The sequence below is a fragment of the Actinophytocola sp. genome (assembly GCF_035634895.1).
GTDB lineage: Bacteria > Actinomycetota > Actinomycetes > Mycobacteriales > Pseudonocardiaceae > Actinophytocola.
In genome coordinates this window covers 19,962-42,472 of sequence record NZ_DASQCC010000120.1, presented here as the reverse complement: position 1 = coordinate 42,472, position 22,511 = coordinate 19,962, and the positions used below count along the sequence as shown (strand labels likewise).

General features: G+C 71.9%; 20 protein-coding genes and 1 riboswitch. Of the genes, 12 read left to right on the top strand and 8 right to left on the bottom strand.

Going from position 1 to position 22,511, the window contains the following annotated elements:
- The first annotated feature begins 349 nt into the window (after positions 1-349).
- From VET29_RS17355 to VET29_RS17340, 4 genes are all read left to right on the top strand, one after another.
- Positions 350-1,792 carry a DEAD/DEAH box helicase gene (locus VET29_RS17355; RefSeq protein WP_324921416.1) on the top strand — a complete coding sequence of 481 codons (1,443 nt, stop codon included), beginning with the start codon at positions 350-352 and terminating at the stop codon, positions 1,790-1,792.
- A 221-nt stretch (positions 1,793-2,013) separates the two neighbouring features.
- Complete coding sequence (locus VET29_RS17350; protein ID WP_324921414.1) at positions 2,014-2,397, top strand: lipopolysaccharide assembly protein LapA domain-containing protein; 384 nt, start codon at positions 2,014-2,016, stop codon at positions 2,395-2,397.
- Positions 2,398-2,451: 54 nt separating this feature from the next.
- On the top strand, positions 2,452-2,661 hold the full coding sequence (locus tag VET29_RS17345) for a hypothetical protein (protein WP_324921412.1): 210 nt from the start codon (positions 2,452-2,454) through the stop codon (positions 2,659-2,661).
- A 61-nt stretch (positions 2,662-2,722) separates the two neighbouring features.
- A complete protein-coding gene (locus tag VET29_RS17340) occupies positions 2,723-3,097 on the top strand; it encodes an HPF/RaiA family ribosome-associated protein (protein WP_324921410.1) in 375 nt (124 codons plus the stop codon).
- A 34-nt stretch (positions 3,098-3,131) separates the two neighbouring features.
- Here VET29_RS17340 and VET29_RS17335 read toward each other — a convergent pair whose 3' ends face one another.
- Positions 3,132-5,282 carry a 2Fe-2S iron-sulfur cluster-binding protein gene (locus VET29_RS17335; RefSeq protein WP_324921408.1) on the bottom strand — a complete coding sequence of 717 codons (2,151 nt, stop codon included), beginning with the start codon at positions 5,280-5,282 and terminating at the stop codon, positions 3,132-3,134.
- 67 nt (positions 5,283-5,349) lie between these two features.
- Here VET29_RS17335 and VET29_RS17330 point away from each other — a divergent pair, with 67 nt between their 5' ends.
- Positions 5,350-5,976: a TetR/AcrR family transcriptional regulator gene (locus tag VET29_RS17330; protein WP_324921406.1), complete on the top strand. Its 627-nt coding sequence runs from the start codon at positions 5,350-5,352 to the stop codon at positions 5,974-5,976.
- 36 nt (positions 5,977-6,012) lie between these two features.
- Here the strand turns inward: VET29_RS17330 and VET29_RS17325 are convergent, their stop codons facing one another.
- Both VET29_RS17325 and VET29_RS17320 read right to left on the bottom strand, forming a co-directional pair.
- Positions 6,013-6,369 carry a VOC family protein gene (locus VET29_RS17325; RefSeq protein ID WP_324921404.1) on the bottom strand — a complete coding sequence of 119 codons (357 nt, stop codon included), beginning with the start codon at positions 6,367-6,369 and terminating at the stop codon, positions 6,013-6,015.
- A gap of 67 nt (positions 6,370-6,436) precedes the next feature.
- Positions 6,437-6,970, bottom strand: a complete 534-nt coding sequence (locus tag VET29_RS17320; protein WP_324921402.1) for a VOC family protein — start codon at positions 6,968-6,970, stop codon at positions 6,437-6,439.
- 468 nt (positions 6,971-7,438) lie between these two features.
- Between VET29_RS17320 and VET29_RS17315 the strand changes: the two genes are divergently transcribed.
- The 4 genes from VET29_RS17315 (at position 7,439) to VET29_RS17300 (ending at position 14,447) form a co-directional block, all read left to right on the top strand.
- A complete protein-coding gene (locus VET29_RS17315) occupies positions 7,439-9,754 on the top strand; it encodes a nitrate- and nitrite sensing domain-containing protein (protein ID WP_324921400.1) in 2,316 nt (771 codons plus the stop codon).
- Complete coding sequence (locus tag VET29_RS17310) at positions 9,751-10,176, top strand: roadblock/LC7 domain-containing protein (RefSeq protein ID WP_324921398.1); 426 nt, start codon at positions 9,751-9,753, stop codon at positions 10,174-10,176. Before VET29_RS17315 ends, VET29_RS17310 begins: the two co-directional genes overlap by 4 nt.
- Entirely contained in the window at positions 10,173-10,556 is a 384-nt protein-coding gene (locus tag VET29_RS17305; protein WP_324921396.1) for a DUF742 domain-containing protein, read from the top strand. The genes VET29_RS17310 and VET29_RS17305 overlap by 4 nt, the downstream gene beginning before the upstream one ends.
- A 180-nt stretch (positions 10,557-10,736) precedes the next feature.
- On the top strand, positions 10,737-14,447 hold the full coding sequence (locus VET29_RS17300; protein ID WP_324921394.1) for a S8 family peptidase: 3,711 nt from the start codon (positions 10,737-10,739) through the stop codon (positions 14,445-14,447).
- 56 nt (positions 14,448-14,503) lie between these two features.
- Here VET29_RS17300 and VET29_RS17295 read toward each other — a convergent pair whose 3' ends face one another.
- The 3 genes from VET29_RS17295 to VET29_RS17285 are packed head-to-tail and all read right to left on the bottom strand — an operon-like array spanning position 14,504 to position 18,061.
- Positions 14,504-16,672: a xanthine dehydrogenase family protein molybdopterin-binding subunit gene (locus VET29_RS17295; protein WP_324921392.1), complete on the bottom strand. Its 2,169-nt coding sequence runs from the start codon at positions 16,670-16,672 to the stop codon at positions 14,504-14,506.
- The gene (locus VET29_RS17290; protein ID WP_324921390.1) at positions 16,669-17,622 is read right to left on the bottom strand and encodes a xanthine dehydrogenase family protein subunit M; all 954 of its coding nucleotides are present in this window, start codon (positions 17,620-17,622) and stop codon (positions 16,669-16,671) included. The genes VET29_RS17295 and VET29_RS17290 overlap by 4 nt, the downstream gene beginning before the upstream one ends.
- Positions 17,609-18,061, bottom strand: a complete 453-nt coding sequence (locus tag VET29_RS17285; protein WP_324921388.1) for a (2Fe-2S)-binding protein — start codon at positions 18,059-18,061, stop codon at positions 17,609-17,611. Before VET29_RS17285 ends, VET29_RS17290 begins: the two co-directional genes overlap by 14 nt.
- A 156-nt stretch (positions 18,062-18,217) precedes the next feature.
- Between VET29_RS17285 and VET29_RS17280 the strand changes: the two genes are divergently transcribed.
- Positions 18,218-18,784: a TetR/AcrR family transcriptional regulator gene (locus tag VET29_RS17280; RefSeq protein WP_324921386.1), complete on the top strand. Its 567-nt coding sequence runs from the start codon at positions 18,218-18,220 to the stop codon at positions 18,782-18,784.
- Positions 18,785-18,966: 182 nt separating this feature from the next.
- Here the strand turns inward: VET29_RS17280 and VET29_RS17275 are convergent, their stop codons facing one another.
- The gene (locus VET29_RS17275) at positions 18,967-19,590 is read right to left on the bottom strand and encodes a nicotinamide mononucleotide transporter family protein (protein WP_324921384.1); all 624 of its coding nucleotides are present in this window, start codon (positions 19,588-19,590) and stop codon (positions 18,967-18,969) included.
- A gap of 16 nt (positions 19,591-19,606) precedes the next feature.
- Positions 19,607-19,732: riboswitch (FMN riboswitch) on the bottom strand.
- A 195-nt stretch (positions 19,733-19,927) separates the two neighbouring features.
- On the opposite strand from VET29_RS17275, the gene VET29_RS17270 reads away from it, so the two are divergent.
- Complete coding sequence (locus tag VET29_RS17270) at positions 19,928-20,425, top strand: peptidylprolyl isomerase (protein ID WP_324921382.1); 498 nt, start codon at positions 19,928-19,930, stop codon at positions 20,423-20,425.
- Between the two features lie 55 nt (positions 20,426-20,480).
- Here the strand turns inward: VET29_RS17270 and VET29_RS17265 are convergent, their stop codons facing one another.
- Complete coding sequence (locus tag VET29_RS17265; RefSeq protein WP_324921380.1) at positions 20,481-21,434, bottom strand: hypothetical protein; 954 nt, start codon at positions 21,432-21,434, stop codon at positions 20,481-20,483.
- A 196-nt stretch (positions 21,435-21,630) separates the two neighbouring features.
- Here VET29_RS17265 and VET29_RS17260 point away from each other — a divergent pair, with 196 nt between their 5' ends.
- Positions 21,631-22,434 (top strand): DUF1206 domain-containing protein, encoded by an 804-nt coding sequence (locus VET29_RS17260; protein ID WP_324921378.1) that lies wholly within the window; start codon positions 21,631-21,633, stop codon positions 22,432-22,434.
- The last annotated feature ends 77 nt before the right edge of the window (positions 22,435-22,511 follow it).

Here is a 22,511-nt window from a genome sequence, read left to right as displayed (position 1 = left end):
GCCGTGTCGGGAGGAGTGTCGACCCGCGACGTGGCGGCAGTTCGATCTCTTGGCGAACGCTCGAGCCAGGACGTCGGAGGGAATAGCTGGCGTCGGTGATGGTGAACGGCGACTGCTGGCCGGACAGTAGCACGACCCTGCCGGCGCACGGGGGAGTCCGAGCACGCCGACGAGTGCTTCCGTCGTCGCCGGAGGGGGCCGGCGACGTGTGGGCGGGGGTGTGTGTAGACTGACCACAGTGGCCCGCTCAGTTCTGCCTCGGGCCACGTTCTCTTTGTCGACCACCACGCGCCGCGGTCCACATGGATCTGCGCCGGGCAGGACGACCCATCAACGTTTCGGAGTGCTCATGGCGGCCCGCCGCCCTCTTCACGCTTCCCTGTCCACGGCCGACGACTCACCGGCCTTCGCCCAGTTGGGGGTGCCAGCCAAGCTGGTCACGGCCCTGACGACCCAGGGCATCGACAACCCGTTCCCCATCCAGGCGGCGACGCTGCCCGACTCGTTGGCCGGCCGGGACGTGCTCGGCCGCGGGCGGACCGGGTCCGGCAAGACCTACGCGTTCGTGCTGCCCGTGCTCGCCAGGCTCGCCGCCAGTGCCGCGCCGCGTCGTCCCGGGCGGCCACGGGCACTGATCCTGGCCCCCACCCGGGAGCTGGCCAGCCAGATCCAGGCGTCGCTCGCCCCGCTCGCCAAGGCGCTGTCCCTGCGCAGCATGACGGTCTACGGCGGCGTTCGCCCGGGCCCGCAGATCTCCGGCCTGAACGCCGGGGTCGACGTGCTGATCGCCTGCCCCGGCCGGCTGGCCGACCACATCGCGTCCGGTCACGCGCAGCTCGACGCGGTCGAGATCACCGTGCTGGACGAGGCCGACCACATGGCCGACCTCGGCTTCCTGCCAGAGGTCACCCGGCTGCTGAACCAGACCCCGCCCGACGGTCAGCGACTGCTGTTCTCGGCCACGCTCGACGCCGGGGTCGACGTCCTGGTCCGGCGTTTCCTGCACAACCCCGTGACGCACAGTGTCGACTCGGTCTCGTCGCCGGTCGCCGCCATGACACACCACGTGTTGCACGTCCAGCCGGCGGCCCGGCTTCCGGTCCTGGTCGACCTGACCGCGGCGCCGGGGCGGACGCTGGTGTTCACCCGCACCAAGCGGGGCGCCACGCGGCTGACCCGCCAGCTCGTCGCCGAGGGCGTGCCCGCCGTGGAGCTGCACGGCAACCTCGGTCAGTCGGCACGCACACGCAACCTCCTCGCCTTCGCCGGAGGCAGCGCGGCCACCCTCGTGGCCACGGACATCGCCGCCCGCGGCATCCATGTCGACGACGTCGCGCTGGTGATCCACGCCGACCCGCCGATGGAGCACAAGGCATATCTGCACCGCTCGGGCCGCACCGCGCGAGCGGGAGCGTCCGGCACCGTCGTCACCCTGATGACCGACACGCAGGTCGCCGACGTCCGCGACCTCACGCGCAAGGCCGGCATCACCGCCACCGTCACCCGCCTGCGCCCCGGCCACCCGCTGCTCACCCAGCTCGCGCCGGGCGAGCGCACCTACGTCGCCCCGAGCGCGAGCGCGAAACCCGCGCCGAGCGACCGCGCCGACCGGCAGGACCGGCAGGGCCGCTCCGACCGGCAGGGCCGGCCGGGCAGAGCCAACCCCAAGCGTGCCAAGAACACCCGCACCCGCTCCCAGTCCGCGAAGCCGGCCGCCGCGACGGCGGCCACGCCGAAGACCGCCGGGATAGCCGCGTTCTCGGCCGGCGGCCGCAAGGGCCGCCGCCGCTGACCCGACGGATGCCGCGCCCGCTCCGGTGATCCACACGCCGGAGCGGGCGCGGATCCGGTCTGCCCTGGACCCCGTTCGTGAGGTCGGGACCGGCGCCCCGGCACGTCTCCCCGCGCGGGACGGTTCGCCGGCGCGTAGGCTGGGTATGGCCGGGACACGACGACATCCCATCCCGAGGTGCCCAGGCCTTTCCGGCTCAGACCTCTGGAGTACGGCGAGTCATGTCCGTCCCTCGTACCAGTCGTGAGTCCACCGACCAGGTTCCGCCCCGTTCCCCCTATGCCGCCACCGACGACGGTGTCGGCACGCCGACGCCGCCGGAGCCGCCCACCCAGCAGGTCTCGTCCCCCGTCCGGGTGACGGCCACGCGTACCGGGGCGGCATGGGTGGCGCTCGTCGCGGCCGCGCTTCTCGCGGTGCTGCTGATCATCTTTCTCGCGCAGAACACCCGCAGTACCGAGGTCTCGTTCCTGTGGATGACCGCCACCACGCCGCTGGCCCTCGCGTTGCTGATCGCCGCCGTCGGCTCGGTGCTACTCACCCTGATGCTCGGCACCGCGCGCATCGCCCAGCTGCGTCGCCGGATCCGCAGGCAGCGAAACTGACCGGAGTGGACCGTCCACTCCGGTCGTCACGATGAGCAGGACGGGAGACCGCCGATGAAACGAACCATGTCGTACCGAACGACCGAGAACGACCGCCTGCTACTGGAGGAGCCCACGGTCGTGTTCCGGCTGACGCCGGGATGCGAACGGCGCCCGGCGGAGCTGGGTGTCACGGCGGGAAACCAGGTGCGGGTCGAGCTTCGCGACGACGGTGGCCACCTGCTGGACTCGCTGACCTACATCGCGACGCCGTCCGACCGGTAGTGGCACCGCCGCCCGGCCACGTCGCGGCCGGGCGTGGCCAGCACCAGAGAGGCGTCCGGACATGAACGTGCCCCGGCAGGAGTCGAACGTCATCGCCGAACGGCTGCACCTCGCCACGGGGTTCCTGTCGTGCGAGCGTGAGTGGGTCATCCGGCGGCTGGCGGAGCTCGGGTCGAGGCTACGGTCGTTCCAGGACACCCGGATCGACCTGGCGATCAGCCTCAGGGAACGGCGTCGCGCCGGCCAGCGGGTCACCCTGGAGTGCTGGATCGACCGGACTCCTCGGCTGCACCTGGTGTCCACGTCGATGGAGCGGGAGCTGGCGGCGGCCCTCAACGAGGTCCGCGACGACCTGATCCGTCAGGTCGACGATGCCAGGACCCTCGCCGAACCCGGCGACAACCGGGCGGAGCGGCCACCCCGGCACGACCGGTGAGCCGCGCACGGCCTTCGTCAGGGGCGACCCGCGGTCACGGCTGCCCGATGTCCAGGGTGACCCTGGACATCGGGCAGCCGACGCACGTCAGGATGTAGCCGTCGGCCTTTTGCTGTGGCGTCAGGCAGTTCGGCCCGTTCATCGCGACCTCCCCGGCACGGAGCCGCACCATGCAGTCCCCGCAGTTGCCGACCGTGCACGAGTACGGCATCGGCAGGCCCGCCGCCAGTCCGGCGTCGAGCAGCGTCTGGCCGGGCTCGACCACCACCGAGCCGACCTCGTGCGCCCCGTCCTCGACGACCATCTCCCGCGGCACGGTGGCCGTGGCGGTCACGTCTCCACTGACGTAGCGCTCGCGGTGCACGCGCTCGTCCGGCACCCCGCGCTCGGTCAGCACGTCCCGCACCGTTTCCATCAGCCCCTCGGGCCCGCACAGGTAGTAGCGGGCGTCCTCCGGCGGACGCAGCCCGGTCAGCCAGTCGCGTACTCCCGCGGCGTCGAGCCGTCCGTGCCGCCGGGTCAGGACGTGCGTGACCGACAGCCGCTCCGGGGTCTCCTTCTCCAGCCTGCGGAGCTCGTCGCCGAAGATGACCTCCTCCTCGGTGCTGTTGCTGTAGAGCAGTGCGATCCGCCCGCCCGCCCGCTGGGTGCGGATGATGCTCATCATCGGGGTGACACCACTGCCCGCGGCGATCAGGACGACGTCGTGCGCCGCCGCCGGGTCGGCGTGGAACGAACCCGACGGGCCACGCACCGACAGCCGGTCCCCGGCACGCAGGTTCCGGTGGACGTGGGTCGAGAAACGGCCGCCCTCGACCCGCTTGACCGTGACCTCCAGCCGCGACGCCCCGGGCGCCGACGACGCGGAGTAGGCCCGCCGCACGGGACGCCCCGCGATGTCCGTGACGAGCGTGAAGAACTGCCCGGGCCGGAAGTCGAAGGAACCCGGCTGTTCGGCGTCCGCCAGCACGAGGGTGACCGTGCTGGGGGTCTCCCGGCGGACCTCGGCGATCCGCACCTCCCGCAACGGGTTCGCCGCCGCGGGCTCGACGGCGGGACGTCCGCGCCGTGCGTCGACCTCGACGTCCTCGTAGCCCTCCTTCTGGAGGCCGGACCGGTAGGCGCGGTTCATCACCAGCCGCATCACCCGGCTGATCCCCGGGATCCCCCCGATGATCTTGAGAACGCGGGCGAGCAGGCCCTTCTCGGCCTCGGCCATGTTCGCGGCGAGGTGGTCCCCGGCCATGGCCATCAGGTCGGGCGCCGTGCCGCGCTGGAGATGTGCGGCGGGGGTCCACACCCGCGCGCGTGCCAGGGCGTCGCTGGCGGTCACCTCGGCGTGTTCGACGTCGATGAGCAGCGCCGCGTGCGGGGGCGTCCCGCGCAGGGCCATCGTCGCCAGCAACGCGGGATCGTCGGTAATCGAGCCCCGGCCGCTGACGTGCAGCACGCCGGTCCGGCCCGGCACGAGCGCGGCGAACGAGAGCCGGTCGTCCTGGAGGAGGTTGTGGAGGCTGTCCCCGCGCTTGTTGCCCTTGCGGTCCGGGATCAGCAGCGTGCGGCCGTCGAGGATCCGCGCGACGGCCTGCCGGTCCCCGCGCGGGCTGGTGTCGCCACCACCCGCACCGTCCCAGGTGGACAGCGCGAGAAACGGTGCGGCGGCGAGGAAGTCCGCGACGCCAGGTCCGCGCAGCGGTCCCTCGCCCTCGACCTCGGGCGCCGGCTCGGCGGGCACGGGCGGCAGCCACAGGCGCGAGCGGATGACGGCCTGCGCGCAGTGCACGTACGCCTCCTGGACGTCGACGAACGTCTCGGCGCCCTTCCGCCTGGCCACGGAACCGTTGAGGCGCAACGTCTCCCCGACACCCGGCAGGAGGAAGACGAACGACACCGGGCCGTGCGCCTCGCCGTCGGGCAGGATGAACGAGATGCGCGTGGGGGAGTGGACGCGGACGAATCCGGCCCTGCCGCCGATGAACGTCGTGTGGCGCCCGCCGCCGGCGTCGCGGTAGCCGAAGCCCGCGAGCGGGCAGTGCGCGAGGACGGTCCGGCAGCCCTCGTCGAGGGCGCTGATCTGCTTCATCATGACCATCGACGGCGGCCGCCCCAGGGTCGCCTCCACCTCGTCCACGGTCGTCAAGCGGTGCGGCCTGTTCTCGACCGCACTCTTGTTTTCCCAGCTCATAGCATTATTATGAGCATTAGCTCAGGTATTTGCTACTCGCTTTCGCGTACCACCGAGGAGGACCGGGATGCCACCGGCGCACCGCCGCTTGGAGCCACGTCGCAAGCCCCGCCAGGTGCGGGCCGAGCTGACGCGCGAGCGCATCCTCACCGCGGCTGCTCACGTTTTCGCCGAGCACGGCTACGCCGCCGGCACCACCAACCGCATCGCCGAGCGGGCCCGCATCTCCATCGGCTCGCTGTACCAGTACTTCCCGAACAAGGACGCCATCCTCGCCGAGCTGCTGATCCAGCACATCGACCGCGGTACCTGGACCGAGGCCGCCGACCTCGACCTCTCACCCGGCACGCTGGAGGCGACCGTCCGGGCCCTCATCCGCGACGCGATCGACAACCACAGCGACGATCCCCAGCTGCTCCGGGTGATGATCGAGGAGGCGCCGGTCTCCCAGGAGCTGATCGACACGATCGACCGGCACACGAAGCTACGCACGGCCCAGGTCCGCGACGTCGTCGCCCGCCACCCCGACAGCCGCGTCGGCGACCCCGACGTCGCCGCGGACATCATCCTGTTCACCGTCGAGATGAACACCCACAAGTTCATGGCCGCGCCGCGGACCGTGCCCGTCGAGACGTTCGAGAACGAGCTGGTCGCCATGGTGACCCGCTACCTGCGCGGCGACCAGACGCCCTGAGCGGCCGGGCGGGCGCGCCGTGGCGCCCGTCGCGGATCAGTGGAGACACAGGCAGAAGGGGTGACCGGCCGGGTCCAGGAAGACCTGGTAGGACGTCCCGGGTTGGTCCGGATGCCTGGTCGCACCGAGATCGACCACCGCCGCCCCGGCGGCGTCGAGGTCGTCGACGATCACGTCGAGGTGCATCTGCTGGGGCCGCTCCTGGGACGGCCACACCGGCGGCGTGTAGTCGTCGACCCGGTGGAAGGAGATGCACTGGCCGTTCTCGCCGCAGGCCGAGGCCCGGTCGGTGGAGGCGTCGACCTGCCAGTCCAGCATCGCGCCGTAGAACCTGGCGAGCGCGCCAGGATCGGGACAGTCGATGACGATGAGGGGCAAGCGAGCGATGGCCATGCCGGCCATCCTATTGACGATCATGGCCGGCACCCGCCCGGATGCCGTCGCGTGTCCGTTGGCGCGGCTAGGCGGACTGCCACAGCTCGACGCGGTTGCCCTCGGGGTCGGTGACCCAGCCGAAGCGGCCGACGCCGTCCATGTCCTGGGTCTCGTCGGCCACGTCGGCGCCCTTGTCGCGGAGCTGGGCGAGCATGGCGTCGAGGTCGCGGACCCGGAGGTTGAGCATGGTCTGCTGGGCAGGGGAACCGAAGTAGTCGGTCCCCTCCTCGAACGGCGCGAAGACGGTGGGGCCCGTCTCCTGCCGCCACAGGCCGTTCTCATCGGCGTCGAGGCCGAGACAGTCCCGGTACCAGGCGCCGAGGGCCGCCGGGTCCGATGCACGGATGAAGTACCCACCGATGCCGAGCACGCGTTCCATGCCGTGATAGTGCCAGCGCGATGGCGTGGGGGACACGCGGGTCCGGTCAGCGTGCCGGCGGCCGTTGTCGGCCACGGTCGACGTCGTCGGGTCGGTGCTGGCGCCGGTACGGCCCCGCGGGATCGCGGTGGCGATGGCGATGGCGGTGGCGATGGCCGAACCATCGTCCGCCTGGGACATCTCGCCGACGGCGGCCGGACTTTCCCCGCACCCGACCGAAACCGGCCAAGGGAGAGCCGGATTTCCCCGCGCGAACCAGGAAAAGGCGGGAAGATCCGCCGTGTCCGGCGCCGGTCCACGCACCGCGGCATTGTCGGGCAAGAAGAACGTTGCAATATGCATTGCGCTCATTCTTATTACCATCGAGTAGTTTGCCGGAACCCCGTTCCGTCGCGATCTTTTCACTATTGGTTGCCCCGCGAGAAAATTCCGGATCAGGTGGATCAGACGCTTGACTTGGATTGTGCGGGACAGGTTGACTCGCATTCCCGTTCACCGAATGGCGAAGAGACGGTGCGTGATGGAGCATGGCGGCCGGGAGGTGCGGAGCCACCCGTTGGCCGACCCGGCGGCGCTGGGGACTCCGGTTGAGCGCCGGCGGGAGCCTGCCGACGGACGTCCAGTCCCGTGAGCGGGTTCCGGCTCGGTGTGCGAGCACGCATTCTGTCCATCGCGCTGGTGCCGACCGTCATCCTCGTCGCGGTCGGCGTCGGCGCGTCCGCGTACCTCGCGGTGGAGGCGTTCAGGCTGCGGGACCAGGTCTCCCAGCTCGAGTCCGCGACAACGCCGACCATCCGGTTCGTGGAGGCCCTGCAGGAGGAACGCCGGTCCAGCCTGCTGGTCCTCTCCGGTGACCGCGCCGCCACGGCCGGCCTGGGCGAGGCCAGGTCGGCCGTCGACAAGGTGATCTCCTCGCCCGAGCTGTGGCAGGCCCAGGACACCATCGAGGAGATCGCACCGAGTACCAAGGGCGTGTCCCAGCGGGCCGACCAGCTGGCCAAGGTGTTCACGCAGATCCGCCAGGGCGTCGACGCCGGGGTGGCGCCCGCGGACCAGGTCTACCGGTTCTACAACTCGATCCTCGACCTCGTGCTCGTCGGGACGCGCAGCGTGGCGAACGCCCTGCCGGACGCGCAGGCCGTTGCGGGCACCGGGGTCGCGGTCGAGCTCGTCGACGTGGTCGAGGCGCTGTCGCGGGGGAACGCGCTCGCGGCCGCGGTGGTCGGCCGGATGAACGTGGCGCAGCTGCGTGACTACGCACAGCAGGTCGGTTCCTACCACGACCGGCTCACCGCCCTGCTGCCCGCGCTGTCCTCGGCCGAGCAGCGTCGGGTCGCGGCGCTGGAGAAGAGCGAGCCGTGGCGGACCCTGTCCACGATGGAGACGGCGATCATCACGCGCGGGCTGCCGGCCGGCGGCGGCCCGCCGCTGCCGGTGCGCGCCGCGGACTGGCAGGCGGCCGCGACCTCGGTCAACGACGAGCTGCTCGACCTGTACCACGACCACTACGCGTCCGTCATCGACACGGCCAGGGACAAGGCCGAGCGGACCGCGACGTGGTGGTTGGTCGCCGGCGGTGCGCTGCTCGTCGGCGTGCTGCTCGCGGCGCTGTTCACCCTGCGGATCTCCGGCCGGCTCATCAGGCGGTTGAGACGCCTGCGGGCCGAGTCGCTCGCGGTGGCGGACGAGCACCTGCCCCGCATCATGACGCGGCTGCGCAACGGCGACGACGTGGACGTCACCACCGAGATGGTGCCGCTCGAGTTCGGCGCGGACGAGATCGGCGACGTCGCCGACGCGTTCAACCGGGCCGAGTCGGCGGCCGTGTCGGCGGCGGTCGAGGAGGCGCGCACCCGCGACGGGGTCAACGCGCTGTTCCTGAACATCGCCTACCGCAGCCAGGTCGTCGTGCACCGGCAGCTGGAGGTGCTCGACAGGGCCGAGCACGCCGAGGAGGACCCGGACCGGCTGGCCGTGCTCTTCGAGCTGGACCACCTGTCCACCCGCGCCCGGCGCAACGCGGAGAACCTGATCATCCTCGGCGGCGAGCAGCCCGGCCGGCAGTGGCGCGTCCCGGTGCCGCTCGTCGACGTGGTGCGCAGCGCGGTCTCGGAGACCGAGGACTACGCCCGTGTCCACGACGGACACATGGCCGGGGTGGCGGTCGTCGGCAGCGTGGTCGCCGACCTCATCCACCTGATCGCGGAGCTGGTGGACAACGCGACGTCCAACTCGCCGCCGGAGTCCAGGGTGGACGTCACGAGCAACGTGGTCGGCAAGGGCGCGGTCGTCGAGGTCGTCGACCAGGGCCTCGGCATGTCCGGAGAACAGCTCGCGCAGGCCAACCAGACGCTCGCGGAACCACCGCCGCTGAGCCTGGCCAACCTGTCCAGCGACTCGCGCATGGGACTGCTGGTGGTCAGCCGGATCGCCGCGCGCAACGGGGTGACGGTCAAGCTGAGGGACTCCGACTATGGCGGCGTCCGCGCGATCGTCCTGATCCCCCTCGGCCTGATCGCGGACAACGCGCCGCCGACCGCCGTCGGCTCGTTCGCGGGCGGTGTCGCCGTGGCGGCGCCCCGGCCGGCCCCCGCCAACGGACGCACCCGGCGCCGGCCGGAGCCGTGGCCGTCCGTGGAGCCGGTCGACCCGCTACCCGCGCAGGCGCCCGAGCCCCGGTCCGCGCCGCGGCAGCCGGCGGCCCCCGCGGCGCCGGTGCCCGCCACGTGGCAGGACCCCCAACCCACGGCCGGGCGTCCGACGCTGCCGAAACGGCACCGGCAGGAGAACCTCGCGCCGGGGCTGGCGGACCCGCCGCGCCCCGACCCGGCGCCGGCGGTCCCGCGGCAGGCACGCTCGGCCGAACAGGCGCGGGACATGTTCGCCGAGATCGAGTCCGGGACCCGCCTGGGCCGGCTGGCCTCGGGTGCGAACAACGACGACGAACGAGAAGGGCCGCGGTGACTGCCAACTCCTCCCCGCTGGACTGGCTCCTCGACGACCTGGTCAAGCGGCTGGCGAAGGTCCGGTACGCGGTCGTCCTGTCCACCGACGGGTTGCTGCTCGGCCAGTCGTCGTCGATCAGCGTCGAGGACGCCGAGCACTTCAGCGCGATGTCGTCGGCGTTGCAGAGCCTGGCGCGCAGTGCCGGGCTGCGCTTCAGCGGCGGGGACATGCTGCAGACCGTGGTCGAGCTCGAGCGTGCCGTGCTGTTCGTGACCTCCGCCGGGGACAACGCCTGCCTCGCGTTGCTGAGCGACGCGGGCGCGAGCCTCGGCACGGTCGCGTACGAGATGAACCAGACCGTGAACCGTCTCGGGGAGCTGCTGAGCACGCACAAGCGGCGCGGCTTGTTCGAGCCGCAGGTGGATCCGTCGTCGTCATGACCGAGCCGCGGCAGGCCTGGTTCGACGAGGCGGCCGGCCCGCTGGTGCGGCCATTCGCGGTGACCCGCGGCCGCACCACGAGCAACTGGCGCGACCTCGACCTGATCACGCTGGTCGTGGCCGCGCGCCGGGACAGGGGCGTCGAGCGGCTGGGACACGACCACGCCGGCATCGTCGCGCTGTGCGGCCGGCCGGTCTCGGTGGCCGAGATCTCGGCGCGGATGTCCCTCCCGCTCGCGGTCACGAAGATCCTGATCGGCGACCTGATCGAGGGCGGCTACCTGATCTTCCGCGCGCCGCCGTCGGGCCGGGGGGCCTCGGCGGGCGGCCCCGACCTGCGCCTTTTGCAGACGGTGCTCGACGGCGTCCGGCGGCTCTGACCCGACCACCCGACCCGCCCACCACGCCCGACCACCACGCCCGCCCACCACGCCTGACCATCTCGCCCGACGCTGGACCGGATGGCCCAATCCGGTCCTGTCTCGGCGTGGGAGGTAAACGAAGATCGCCGCCGCCCAGTCCTACTGGAGGGAAGGATTTCCCGACTGGGAGGAGATGTGGTGGGGCGACGGAGATTGTGGCGTGGTGCGGCGGTGGCCGTGCTGACGGCCGCGCTGGCCGCGAGTGTGGTCGCGAGCGTGGCGCCGGGGGCGGTGGCCGCCCCGGACGCCACCGCCGGCCGGGGCGAGGCGGTCTCGGTCACCCTGGTCAGCGGCGACCGGGTGGAGCTGTGGGGGAGCGGCCCCTCGGCGCCCCTGCGGGTCGAGCCGGCCCCGCGTGGTCACGCGGTGCCGTTCCAGGACTACTGGCAGCACGGTGACCGGTACGTCGTGCCCGGCGACGCCGCCCTGCTCGTGGGCAACGGCACGCTGGACCGCGAGCTGTTCAACGTCACCGGCCTGATCCGGCAGGGCTACGACGACGCGCACACCGCGGCGGTGCCGCTGCTGGTCCAGTACGCCGACGCCCGTGCCCAGGCGCGCGCCGCGGTCCCGGCCGGCGTGACGGTCCGCCGGGCGCTGCCGGAGCTGAACCTGACCGCGCTGGACCAGGACAAGGACAGCGGGACCTCCCTCTACGCCCGGCTGACCGCGCCCACCGCCCGCGGTGCCGGCGGCGTGCGCAAGATCTGGCTGAACAAGCGGGTCCGGGCCACCCTCGACCAGAGCGTGCCGCAGGTCGGCGCGCCGGCGGCCTGGCAGCGCGGGCTGACCGGGGCCGGGGTGCGGGTCGCCGTGCTGGACACCGGGATCGACACCGACCACCCGGACCTGGCCGGCAAGGTCGCCCTCGGCGAGGACTTCACCGGGACCGGCGGGATCGAGGACGGGCACGGGCACGGCACGCACGTCGCGTCGATCATCACCGGCACCGGCGCCGCGTCGGCCGGGAAGTACCGCGGCGTGGCGCCGGACGTCACGCTCGCGGTCGGCAAGGTGCTCGACGACAGCGGCTACGGCACCGACGACAGCGTGCTCGCCGGGATGCGGTGGGCGGCCGCGGAGTCCGGTGCGAAGGTCGTCAACATGAGCCTGGGCAGCAACGAGGCCCCCGACGGCCAGGACCCGATGTCGGCCGCGGTGAACACGCTGTCCCGCCAGTACGGGACGTTGTTCGTGATCGCCGCCGGCAACGCCGGGCGCGACTGGTCGGTGAGCTCCCCGGGGGCCGCGGACGACGCGCTCACCGTCGGCAGCGTGTCCAAGAAGGACGTGCCGAGCGACTTCTCCAGCCGTGGCCCACGGTTCGGGGACGGGGCGGCCAAGCCGGAGATCAGCGCGCCGGGCGGCGGCATCGTGGCGGCGGCTCCCGCCGGCGTGCCGCCGCTGGGTGAGCCGGTCGGCGACGGCTACCAGCAGCTCGACGGCACCTCGATGGCGACCCCGCACGTGGCCGGCGCGGCGGCGATCCTGGCCCAGCAGCACCCGGACTGGACGGGCTCCACGCTGAAGTCGGCACTCGTCAGCAGCGCGCACGAGGTCGCCGGCGCCGGTGTGTACCGGGTCGGCGCCGGCCGGCTGGACGTGGACCGGGCGACCTCGTCCCCGGTCGTCGCCACCGCCGCGGTGTCGGCGTACCTGCCCTGGCCGAACACCGGGTCTCAGGAGCGCCGGACGGTCACCTGGACCAACTCCGGCGACGCGCCGGTCACCCTGGCGCTGACGGCCGACCTGGTCGACGGCCGGGGCCGGCCGGCCCCGGCCGGACTGGTCGCGCTGGCGTCGGACGGCGTGACCGTGCCGGCCGGCGGCAGCGTGCCGCTCGACCTGGTCGTCACCGGCCAGGACGGCCACACCGGCACCTACTCCGGGGTGCTCGTCGCCACCGACGCCGCGGGCGCGGTCCGGACCCGCACCGCGATCTCGGTGTACCAGCAGGAGCAGCGGTTCTCGTTCACGCCGACCCTGGTGGACCGAGACGGCACCGAGACCACCGGCGACTTCCGCTCGATCGCGTTCGTCGTCGACCTGGCGTCCGGCGACTCCTACTACGTCCCGACGGGCCAGACGGTCTCGTTGCCCCGCGGCCGGTACGCCGTGCACGCCACGATCGTCACCGCGGCGCCGGGTCAGGAGTCGTCGTTCACGACGATCAGCCATCCCGAGCTGAACCTGGACCGGGACGTCAGCCAGGTGTTCGACGCGCGGATCGGCCAGCCGGTCATCGCGGAGCCGGACAACCCGGACGCCCGCGGCGGGACGCACTCGCTGTTCGTCATGTCCCGGGTCGAGGCCTGCGACTGCCTGTACGCGTTCTACACCGATGTCGACGCGCGGTTCGAGCCGCTGTTCGCGGCGACCCTGCCGGGCACGGCGTCGGACGCCTACGCGCTCGGCGTCGCCCGCCGGGCCACCGAGCCGGACCTGGAGATGGTGGCGAACGACGGGCAGCCGTTCGACGTCAACCTCCAGGCGCTCTTCGGCACGCCGCCGCCCGAGGAGGGGCCCCTCACGGCCGTCTACGGCGGTTCCGGCACGCCGGCGGACCTCGCCCGGATCGACGCCACCGGCAAGCTCGTGGTGGTCGAGTTCGACCCGAACGTCGGGCGGGAGGAGTGGCTGCGGCGTGGCGTCGCCATCGCGAAGGCGGGCGGCAGGCTGGCCATGTTCCGGTTCATCGACGACGGTGCCACGCCGCTGCCGCCGGGCGACCCCGTGGAGGGCGAGCCGGTGCCGACCTTCTACGGCTCCCAGAGCGGCACCGTGGACCGGCTGACCGAGCTGGTCAAGAAGGGCGAGACCACGGTCGACTACGCCAGCCGGGCGGCCACGGACCTGCGTTACGAGCTGGTCCACGGCGTCGACCGGCAGGTCACCGCGCCGGTCGTCTACCGGCCGAGAACCCGGGACCTGGCCACCATGCGTGCCGCCTACCACGACAACGCGCCGAACACGGCCAGCTTCGTCGCGTTCGGCAAGCTGTTCGGCCGCTACGTCGGCACCGGGTACTTCGCGCACACGACCGGTGGCCGGGAACGGGTGGAGTACTTCACCCCGACCGAGTGGGACCTGACAGCGGCCACCGGGCTGTACCTCTCGGACGACACCGTGACGCTCGCCGCGCACCGGCCGCCCACCCGGGTGGCCTGGAACAAGGCGGTCGTCGGTCCGTCCCTGCGCGGCACGACGAAGAACTTCATCCCCGAGGAGATGCATCCCTGGTCGTGGCGCCACGACGGGCGGATCAACGTCAAGGTGCCGATGTACGGGGACGCGGCGGGCCGGCCGCGGATGGTCGACGCGTTCAGCGACACCACCGGCTCGGTCGCGGTGTACCGGGACGGCGTGGCGCTCGGCACGGGTCCGGTGTACGACTTCGCCGAGTACCCGGTGCCGGACGGGGACTCGGCGTACCGGGTGGTGGCCGACGTCAGGCAGTCCGACGCGACGTGGTCACTGTCCACGGCGGTCACCGCGGAGTGGGCGTTCCACTCCTCGTCGGCTGGTGAGGGCAAGGCACTGCCGATGCTGACCACCCGGTTCGACCTGGACGTGGACGTGCACAACCGGGCACCGGGCAACCGGCGGTTCTCGTTCCCCGCGTACGTGGAGCGCCAGGACGGGCCGGCCCGGATCACATCGCTGTCGGTGGACGTGTCCTACGACGACGGCGCGACCTGGCAGCGGGCCGACGTCCACCGGGACCACGACCACTGGTCGGTGACCGTGCGACACCCGCGCGACGGGTACATCTCGCTGCGGTCCCGCGCCACCGACGCGGACGGGAACCGGTTGGACCAGACCATCGTCCGGGCCTACCAGCTCGGCTGAGGGGACCGGGACCTGGCGGCACCGCACGCGGTGCCGCCAGGTCTGTCCCGCCGCGTTCAGCTCGGCAGCAGGTCCGCCACGGTGATCGGGATGTGGCGGACGCGGATGCCGGTGGCGTTGTGGACCGCGTTGGCGACCGCGGCCGCCATCCCGACCATGCCGATCTCGCCGATGCCCCGGACGCCGGTGTCGCTGAGCAACGTGTCCGGGTGCTCGACGAAGTGCACGTCGACCTCCTGGACGTCCGCGTTCACCGGCAGCAGGTAGCCCGCGAGGTCGGCGTTGGCGAGCCGGCCGTTCTCCTCGATCTCCAGCCCCTCGAGCAGCGCCGCCGACGCGCCCCAGATCATGCCGCCCGAGATCTGGTTCCTGGCCGTCGCCGCGTTGACGATGCGGCCGGCGTCGAACACGCCGAGCATGCGCGGCACCCGGATCTCCCTGGTCCACCTGTGCACCCGGACCTCGGCGAACTGGGCGCCGAACGAGCTGAACGAGTGCTTCGTCCGCTCCTCGCCGGGCGCGGACGACCCCTCCGCCGTCAGCTCGGTGCGCCCGGTCGCCCCGAGCAGCTCGCCGAACGACATGCTCCGGTTCCCGGCCAGCACCCGGCCGCCGGCATAGGACACGTCGAGCCCCTCGAACGGCGCGCCGGGGCCGGACGCGAGGTCCACGAGCCGGTCGATGATCACCGCGGCGGCGATCATGATCGCCGAGCCCGCGCTCGCGGTGGCGGTGGAGCCGCCGGACAGCCCACCCGGCGGCAGGGCGGAGTCGCCGAGCCTGGGGGTCACCCGCGCTCGCTGGATGTCCAGGGACTCCGCGCCCACCTGGGCGAGGACGGTGAGCAGGCCGGTGCCCGGGTCCGCGCCGCCGGTCGCGACCTCGGCGGTGTCGTCGGCGTACAGGGTGATCCGCACCGTGGCCGGGAACCGGAACGCCGGGAACATCGCGCTCGCCGTGCCCATCCCGACGAGCCAGTCGCCGTCCTCCCGGCGGAACCCGCGGTTCGCCCAGCCGAACCGCGCCGCGCCGATCCGGTAGCACTCGTCGAGGTGCTTGCTCGACCACAGCAGGTCCGAGCCGTGCGGGGCCGTCGAGTCGTTGCGCAGCCGCAGCTCGATCGGGTCCATGGCCAGCGCGACGGCCAGCTCGTCGATGGCGCTCTCCAGCGCGAACGAGCCGGGCGCCTCGCCGGGCGCGCGCATGAACGTGGTCGGCGGGATGTTGAGCGGCACCATCTTCTGCGACAGCGCCAGGTTCTTGGTGGTGTAGTACTCCTTGGTGTTGTGCGAGGTCTGTTCGACGAACGACCGGCGCGTGTCCGTCGTGCACCACGACTCGTGCCGGACGGCGACGAGCGTGCCGTCCGTGTCCGCGCCGAGCCCGATCCTCTGCACCGTCGCCGCGCGGGTGGCGGTCGCGGTGAACACCTGCTCGCGTGTCAGCGCGATCTTGACCGGCCGGTCGAGCACGCGTGCCGCGGCGGCGGCCAGGAACGCCGCGGCCGACGTGCGTGCCTTGCCGCCGAAGGCGCCACCCACGAACGGGTTGATGGCGTGGACGGCGGACTCGTGCACGCCCAGTGCGCTCGCGAGCTCCGTCGCCTGCAGGTTGCCCGCCTGGTTGCCGCTGTAGATGGTCAGCTCGTCGCCGTCCCACACGGCGACCGCCGAATGCGGCTCCATCGCGGCGTGGTTCTGCGTCGCGGTGGTGTACGTCGCCTCGACGACGACCGGGCTGGCCGCGAACGCGTCCTCGATGGACTCGACGCCGGAGGCGAGGATGGCGTGGGTCGACGGTGAACCGTCCCGGCCCGGCGGGGCGTCCTCGGCGGTCGCCAGCCCGTCCGCCAGCGACGTCAGGGCGGGTTTCTCGTCGTAGTCGACGGTGATGGTGAGCGCGGCGTCCCGCGCATGTTCGAACGTGTCCGCCACGACCACGCCGATCGGCTGGCCGTAGTAGCTGACCTGCCTGTCCCGCAACGGAACCCAGGTCTCGCCGAACATCGGGTTCCTGCTCGCGCGCAGGTCGAGCGGGTCGAACGGCGAGTACACGCCCAGCACCCCGGGCGCGCTCTTTGCGGCCGTGGTGTCCATGCTCCGCAGCTCGCCGTTCGCGATGGTGCTGAGCACGACATGGCCGTGGACCATGCCGGGCAGGTTGTTGTCGGTCCCGTACCTGGCGCGGCCGGTGACCTTCAGCGGCGCCTCCACCCGGCCGGTCATCCGCGACTCCCCTCGATCAGTGCCCGCACGACCGTCCTCGTCAGCAGGGACGCCTTGAAACCGTTGTCCGACAGGGGCTTCGCGCCGTCCGCGGCGACCGCCGCCGCCCGCTCGAAGGCCTCGGCGGTCGCCGGTACGCCACGAAGCGCGTCCTCGACCGCGGTGAGCCGCCACGGCACGGTCGCGACGCCGCCCACCGCCACGCGGGCGTCGGCGACCTGTCCGTCCTGGAGGTCCAGTGCGACCGCGGCCGAGCACAGCGCGAACTCGTAGGACGCGCGGTCGCGGACCTTCACGTAGGTGGAGCGCCGCGCCCAGTCCAGCCGTGGCACGACGACCTCGGTGACCAGCTCCCCGGCCCGCAGGTCGTGCTCGACCTCGGGCGTCTCGCCCGGCAGGCGGTAGAAGTCGGCCAGGCGCACCGTCCTCGTGCCGCCGGCGCTGGTCAGGCTCAGCCGCGCGTCGAGCGCGACGAGGGCGACCGCCAGGTCGCTGGCGTGGGTCGCCGCGCAGTGCTCGCTCGTGCCCAGGACGGCGTGGTTGCGGTTGGCGCCGGTGATCGCGGGGCAGCCGCTGCCGGGGACGCGCTTGTTGCACGGCATCGCGACGTCCCGGAAGTAGCCGCACCGGGTGCGCTGCAACAGGTTGCCGCCGATGCTGGCCATGTTGCGCAGCTGCTGCGACGCGCTCGCCAGCAGGCCACGGGAGATCACGGGGTACACCCCGGGATGCGCGGCGACGTCGCTCATCCGCTCCAGTGCACCGACGCGCAGGCCGTCCCGGGTGTCGATGCCTCGCAGGGGCAGATCGTTGATGTCCAGAACCCGTTGCGGCGTCAGGACGTTGAGCTTCATCAGGTCGACGAGGGTCGTCCCGCCCGCGAGGAACGTGCCCGGTGTCGCGAAGGCCGCGTCGACCGACGCCGGCGTCGTCAGCTCAAACGGTCGCATCGGACCGCCTCGCCTGTTCGACCGCCGCGACGATGTTGGGATAGGCCGCGCAGCGGCAGAGGTTGCCGGACATGAACTCGCGGACGTCCGCGACGTCCTGCTCGACCGCGGCGACCGCCGACATGACCTGGCCGGCGGTGCAGAAGCCGCACTGGAGGGCGTCCTGGTCGACGAACGCCTGCTGGACCGGGTGCAGCCGGTCCCCGTCGGACAGTCCTTCGACCGTGGTGACCGGGCCGCGCACGGTGGCGGCGAGCGTGAGGCAGGAGAGCACCGGCCTGCCGTCGACGTGCACGGTGCACGCGCCGCACTGGCCGCGGTCGCATCCCTTCTTGGGTCCGGTTATGGAAAGGCGTTCACGTAACGCGTCCAGCAACGTCACGCCCGGCTCGACACGCAGTGACTCGGTACGGCCGTTGACTCGCAGAGAGATGTCCACCAGATCTTTTCCCCAAGGCTGTGCGGATCGGTGATGTGCCACCTGTAACGGATATCTATCCGCTTCAAAACGCTACCGGAGGGTCGTTCGCTTCGCAAAGGACTGGAGTCGCTCCAGGTACATTTCAGTGCGCGAGAGGGCAGGGGAGGGGCGGGGATGACGACCGGATCGGTGAGCCCACGCCGCGCGGACACGCGACGCAACAACGAGCGCATCCTCGCGGCGGCACTGGAGTCCCTGGCGGGCGGGGACGAGCTGTCCTACAACGCCATCGCGAGGAAGGCCGGTGTAGGAGTCGGCACCGTGTACCGGCACTTTCCGACCCCGGAGGCACTGGTGCTGGCCGTCTACCGCCGCGAGGTGCGGCACCTGGTCGAGGCGGTGCCGGACCTGCTCGCCGAGCACCCGCCGGAGCGGGCCTTCCGGACCTGGACCAGCCACCTGGCCAGCTACATGATGACCAAGCGAGGCCTGGCCGACGCCCTGTCCACCGCGACCGCCACCGCGGACGAGGACCTCGCCGCCGGCACCTACGAGGCCCTGCTGGGCGCGGTCACCACGCTGCTGGCCGCGTGCGTCGAGGCCGGCGCCGTCCGCCCCGGCCTCGACCCGTCGACGGTGCTGCTCTCCCTCGGCGGCCTGGTGCATCTCGACCCGACCGGCGACTGGCAGCGTCAGACGGCGAACTTCACCGACCTCCTGTGGCGCGGCCTGCACGGCTGACCGGCCGGCCTCACCTCACCTGAGCCGACACCATCACGTTCTCGACCTGCGTACTTCACTACACGATATCAACCATATAGATGTCCAAATTTTTGGCGCGATGGTGAGGCGCACGCCTCGAACGACGGTCGCGGGGCGTCAAAAAACGCCGGGAAGGGAAACCCTTCGGCAGGCGCGTCCCGTCAGGCCGCGGACGTGACGGTTCTCCGTCGTGCGGCCAGGCGCCAGGTCCACAGCCCGTTGACCACGAGTACGCCGAACACGACGTAGACCAGGGCGCTGAAGTACAGGTGCGAGGAGATCTGCAGCGGCACGCCGATCGCGTCCACGACCAGCCACACGATCCAGAACTCGACCAGGCCCAGACTCTGCATGAGGAATGCGAGGGCGGTGCCGACGAAGATCGCAGCGTCCGGCCATGGCGCCCACGACGCGTCGAACGCGTCCAGCACCAGGGCGAACGCGGCGGTGCCGGTCACGAACGCGGCCACGGCGGCGAGCCGTTCGCGGGCGGTGCCGGTCCGCACGGGGACCCCGAGCACGGGATCGCGCCTGCGTGCCCAGGCCCACCAGCCGTAGACCGCGATCACGCCGACGATCACCTGCCGCACCGCCAGCCCACCGAGGTGGGCGGACAGGTACACCCCGAACAGCAACGCCACCGACGCCAGCTGCACCGGCCACGTCCACAGGGTCCGCGCCCGCGCGAGGAACACCACCGCGATGGCGAAAACCTGGCCGAGCAGCTCGGCGTAGGACATGGTCTGCCCGAGAAACGGAATACCGTTGTCCAGCAACACGTGCACGACAAACCTCGCAGCCCGCGTGCTCCTCCCGTCCGGACTGTGACCGTCGGCCCCGGAATCCCACCGGGTCAACCATCCGCGGGTGCGGACGGGTCGCGGGCTGTACCGCCGGCTCGGAGTTCCACCGACCCCGGAACACGCGCCGTATTCAGCCTGCACCCGCCCGGAATCGCCGACACCCCGTTGTGAGCAACCCCACGACGGCCTTGCTCCGAACGTGGTTCATGCCTTTCAACTTGCGAACATACTTTCTAATCGCACGTCGTACGTGACCGGGATTTCTCCTCGGCCGGGCGTCCAGTTCGGACCGGTCGGCGCGTCACGGCACAATGTCGGCATGACACAAGTCAAGCTGCACACGTCGCATGGCCCGATCGTCCTCGAGCTGGATGCCGAGAAGGCGCCGGTGACGGTGGCGAACTTCCTCGGGTACGTCAACAACGGCCACTACGACGGGACGATCTTCCACCGTGTCATCCAGACGTTCATGATCCAGGGCGGCGGCTTCGAGCCGGGGATGCGGCAGAAGCCGGTCGGTGACGCGATCCAGAACGAGGCCCGGAACGGGCTCAAGAACCAGCACTACACCGTGGCGATGGCGCGTACCAACGACCCGCACTCGGCGACCGCGCAGTTCTTCATCAACACCGCGGACAACGAGTTCCTCAACCACACCGCGCCGGCCGGTCAGGGTTGGGGCTACGCGGTGTTCGGCCGGGTCGTGGAGGGCACCGAGACCGTCGACGCGATCGCGTCCGTGGCGACCGGCAACGCCGGCGGCCACCAGGACGTGCCGCGTGCCGACGTCACCATCACCAAGGCCGAGGTGCTCTGAGGCGATGGCACGGTCGGCGGGCCCGGCCCGCCGACCGTGCCATCGCGGGCGCTCGTCAGGCCACCCTGCGGGGCAACCCGCCGAGCCCCAGAAGCACCGCCAGGGGCACGGTGTAGCAGACGGTCGCCACCAGCAGGAGGTGTGCGTGCCTCGGCAGCAGCAGCATCAGCACGCTGACCAGGACCGGCACGCCGAGCACCAGTGCGGCCCGGCGTGCCTCCCGCGTGCGCCCGCCGCCGGCCGCCACGGCACCCGCGACCAGCCATGCCAGGGCGAGGCCCCAGACCACGAGGTGGGCCGGGCCGCTCAGCACCCGGTCCGCCGGCAGGGAGAACACGCCGTAGGTGCCGTACGTCTTCATGACCAGCGCGACGCTGGTGACGATCGCCCCGGCGAGCAGGATGATCCGGCCACCGACCAGCTGCCAGCCGCGAGCCGGTCCTGGCGACCAGGTCAACGCGGTGGCGACCAGCGCGCCCAGCAGCATCCACCCCGTGTCGGGGACCACCGAGTCCAGGAAGTCGGTGTGTCCGACCGGTGGGATGGCCAGGAAGCCGGCCGTGCCGAGCCAGGCGCCGGCCGCGGCGACGCGCCGCAGCCGGGCCATGCTCAGCACCGCCACGACGATCCAGATCCCCCACACCACCGCGTGCGGGGTGTCCTCGACCGCCCTGTGCCACGACAACGGCGAGCCCGACTGCAACACCCCCGCCAGCCCGTCCAGCAACGGCGCGGCGCCGGCCAGCAGGACGAGCGGACCGACCAGGCTGACGATCGCGAACACGTCCTGGTGGTCGATGCCGCCGTCCGCGTCCACCATGCGCCGCAGGTGGGCGCGCAGCGCGCCCCGGATCAGGTCCGCGGTCTCCCCGAGGCTGGGCCGTGTTCGTTCCCCCGCGCCGGCCAGTAGGACGCCGAGCATCTCCTCGCCGTGGTGCTCGCGGTGGTCACGTGGGTACCAGGCCAGCAGGCGCCGGTAACGCTCGGTCAAGTTCGTCGATTCCGTCACGCCGTTCCTCCCCAAGAACCGCGCGTGCGGGCGTTGCCGCGCCACGCGGGCATATGACATGATCGTCTTTATATACCGATCAACTGACTATTGCAAGCGTGGGCCGATGGTGGCATGGCTCGGTTGCGCCGGTCCCGCGGTTCTCCCTTGTGCGGCCCGGCGCCGCCGAACGTAATGTCTCTCCCATGGTGTGGTTATGAGAGGGACAAGTGCTCGCGAGGTCACCAGGAGTGCGCCGTTCCAGCTGGTCGCGCGGCTCGGGCTCATCGCGTACGGACTGGTGCACCTGCTCGTTGCCTGGCTGGCGCTGCAGGTCGCGTACGGCGACCTCGACGGCGACGGCGTCGGCAAGGCGGACAAGACCGGCGCCCTGCAGTCCATCTCCGGCGGCACGGGCGGGGACGTGGTGCTGTGGCTGGTCGCGGTCGGGCTCGGCGTCAGCGCGTTGTGGCAGCTCGCGGAGGCGCTCGAGAAGGGCCGGAGCGCGTGGCGGCGCGCGATGAACGTCGGCGAGGCGGTCCTGTTCGGCTACCTGTCGTTCACCGCCGGCAAGCTCGCGGCGGGTTCGCCGGCCACCTCGACCGACCAGGCGCAGCAGGGTCTGGTCGGCAGCCTGCTCGCGGAGTCGTGGGGCAAACCGGTGGTCGTGGCGATCGGGGTCGCGGTGGTGGCGGCCGGGGCGGCCCTCGCCTGGCACGGCCACAGCCACGACTTCACCCAGGACCTGGACCTCAGCAGCGCGTCGGCCGGCACCCGCCGGGCCGCGGTGCGGTTGGGCCATGTCGGCTACCTCGCCGTCGGCGCGGTCTACGCGGTGGCCGGCACGCTGGTCGTGGTGGCGGCGGTCCAGAGTGACCCGGCCAAGGCGACCGGGTTGGACGTCGCGCTCAAAACCCTTGCGGCACAGACGTATGGCACGGTGTTCCTCACCCTGATCGCCGCGGGGCTGGCCACCTTCGCGATGTACACCCTGTTCGACGCCCGCTTCCGCCGGCGCTGAGCCCGAGCGCGCCGCCCCGAGAGTGCAACCGGGGCGGCACGTTCCTCTTTCACGGCGATTGATCGGATCTATCCGCT

Bases quoted from the DNA above. Each gene is read 5' to 3' on its own strand.
- VET29_RS17295 (WP_324921392.1), bottom strand. From the start codon at position 16,672: ATGACCGGCCGGGTGGAGGCGCCGCTGAAGGTCACCGGCCGCGCCAGG.
- VET29_RS17330 (WP_324921406.1), top strand. From the start codon at position 5,350: ATGCCACCGGCGCACCGCCGCTTGGAGCCACGTCGCAAGCCCCGCCAG.
- VET29_RS17305 (WP_324921396.1), top strand. From the start codon at position 10,173: ATGACCGAGCCGCGGCAGGCCTGGTTCGACGAGGCGGCCGGCCCGCTG.
- VET29_RS17280 (WP_324921386.1), top strand. From the start codon at position 18,218: ATGACGACCGGATCGGTGAGCCCACGCCGCGCGGACACGCGACGCAAC.
- VET29_RS17325 (WP_324921404.1), bottom strand. From the start codon at position 6,369: ATGGCCATCGCTCGCTTGCCCCTCATCGTCATCGACTGTCCCGATCCT.
- VET29_RS17350 (WP_324921414.1), top strand. From the start codon at position 2,014: ATGTCCGTCCCTCGTACCAGTCGTGAGTCCACCGACCAGGTTCCGCCC.
- VET29_RS17260 (WP_324921378.1), top strand. From the start codon at position 21,631: ATGAGAGGGACAAGTGCTCGCGAGGTCACCAGGAGTGCGCCGTTCCAG.
- VET29_RS17355 (WP_324921416.1), top strand. From the start codon at position 350: ATGGCGGCCCGCCGCCCTCTTCACGCTTCCCTGTCCACGGCCGACGAC.
- VET29_RS17290 (WP_324921390.1), bottom strand. From the start codon at position 17,622: ATGCGACCGTTTGAGCTGACGACGCCGGCGTCGGTCGACGCGGCCTTC.
- VET29_RS17320 (WP_324921402.1), bottom strand. From the start codon at position 6,970: ATGTCCCAGGCGGACGATGGTTCGGCCATCGCCACCGCCATCGCCATC.
- VET29_RS17340 (WP_324921410.1), top strand. From the start codon at position 2,723: ATGAACGTGCCCCGGCAGGAGTCGAACGTCATCGCCGAACGGCTGCAC.
- VET29_RS17335 (WP_324921408.1), bottom strand. From the start codon at position 5,282: ATGAGCTGGGAAAACAAGAGTGCGGTCGAGAACAGGCCGCACCGCTTG.
- VET29_RS17345 (WP_324921412.1), top strand. From the start codon at position 2,452: ATGAAACGAACCATGTCGTACCGAACGACCGAGAACGACCGCCTGCTA.
- VET29_RS17270 (WP_324921382.1), top strand. From the start codon at position 19,928: ATGACACAAGTCAAGCTGCACACGTCGCATGGCCCGATCGTCCTCGAG.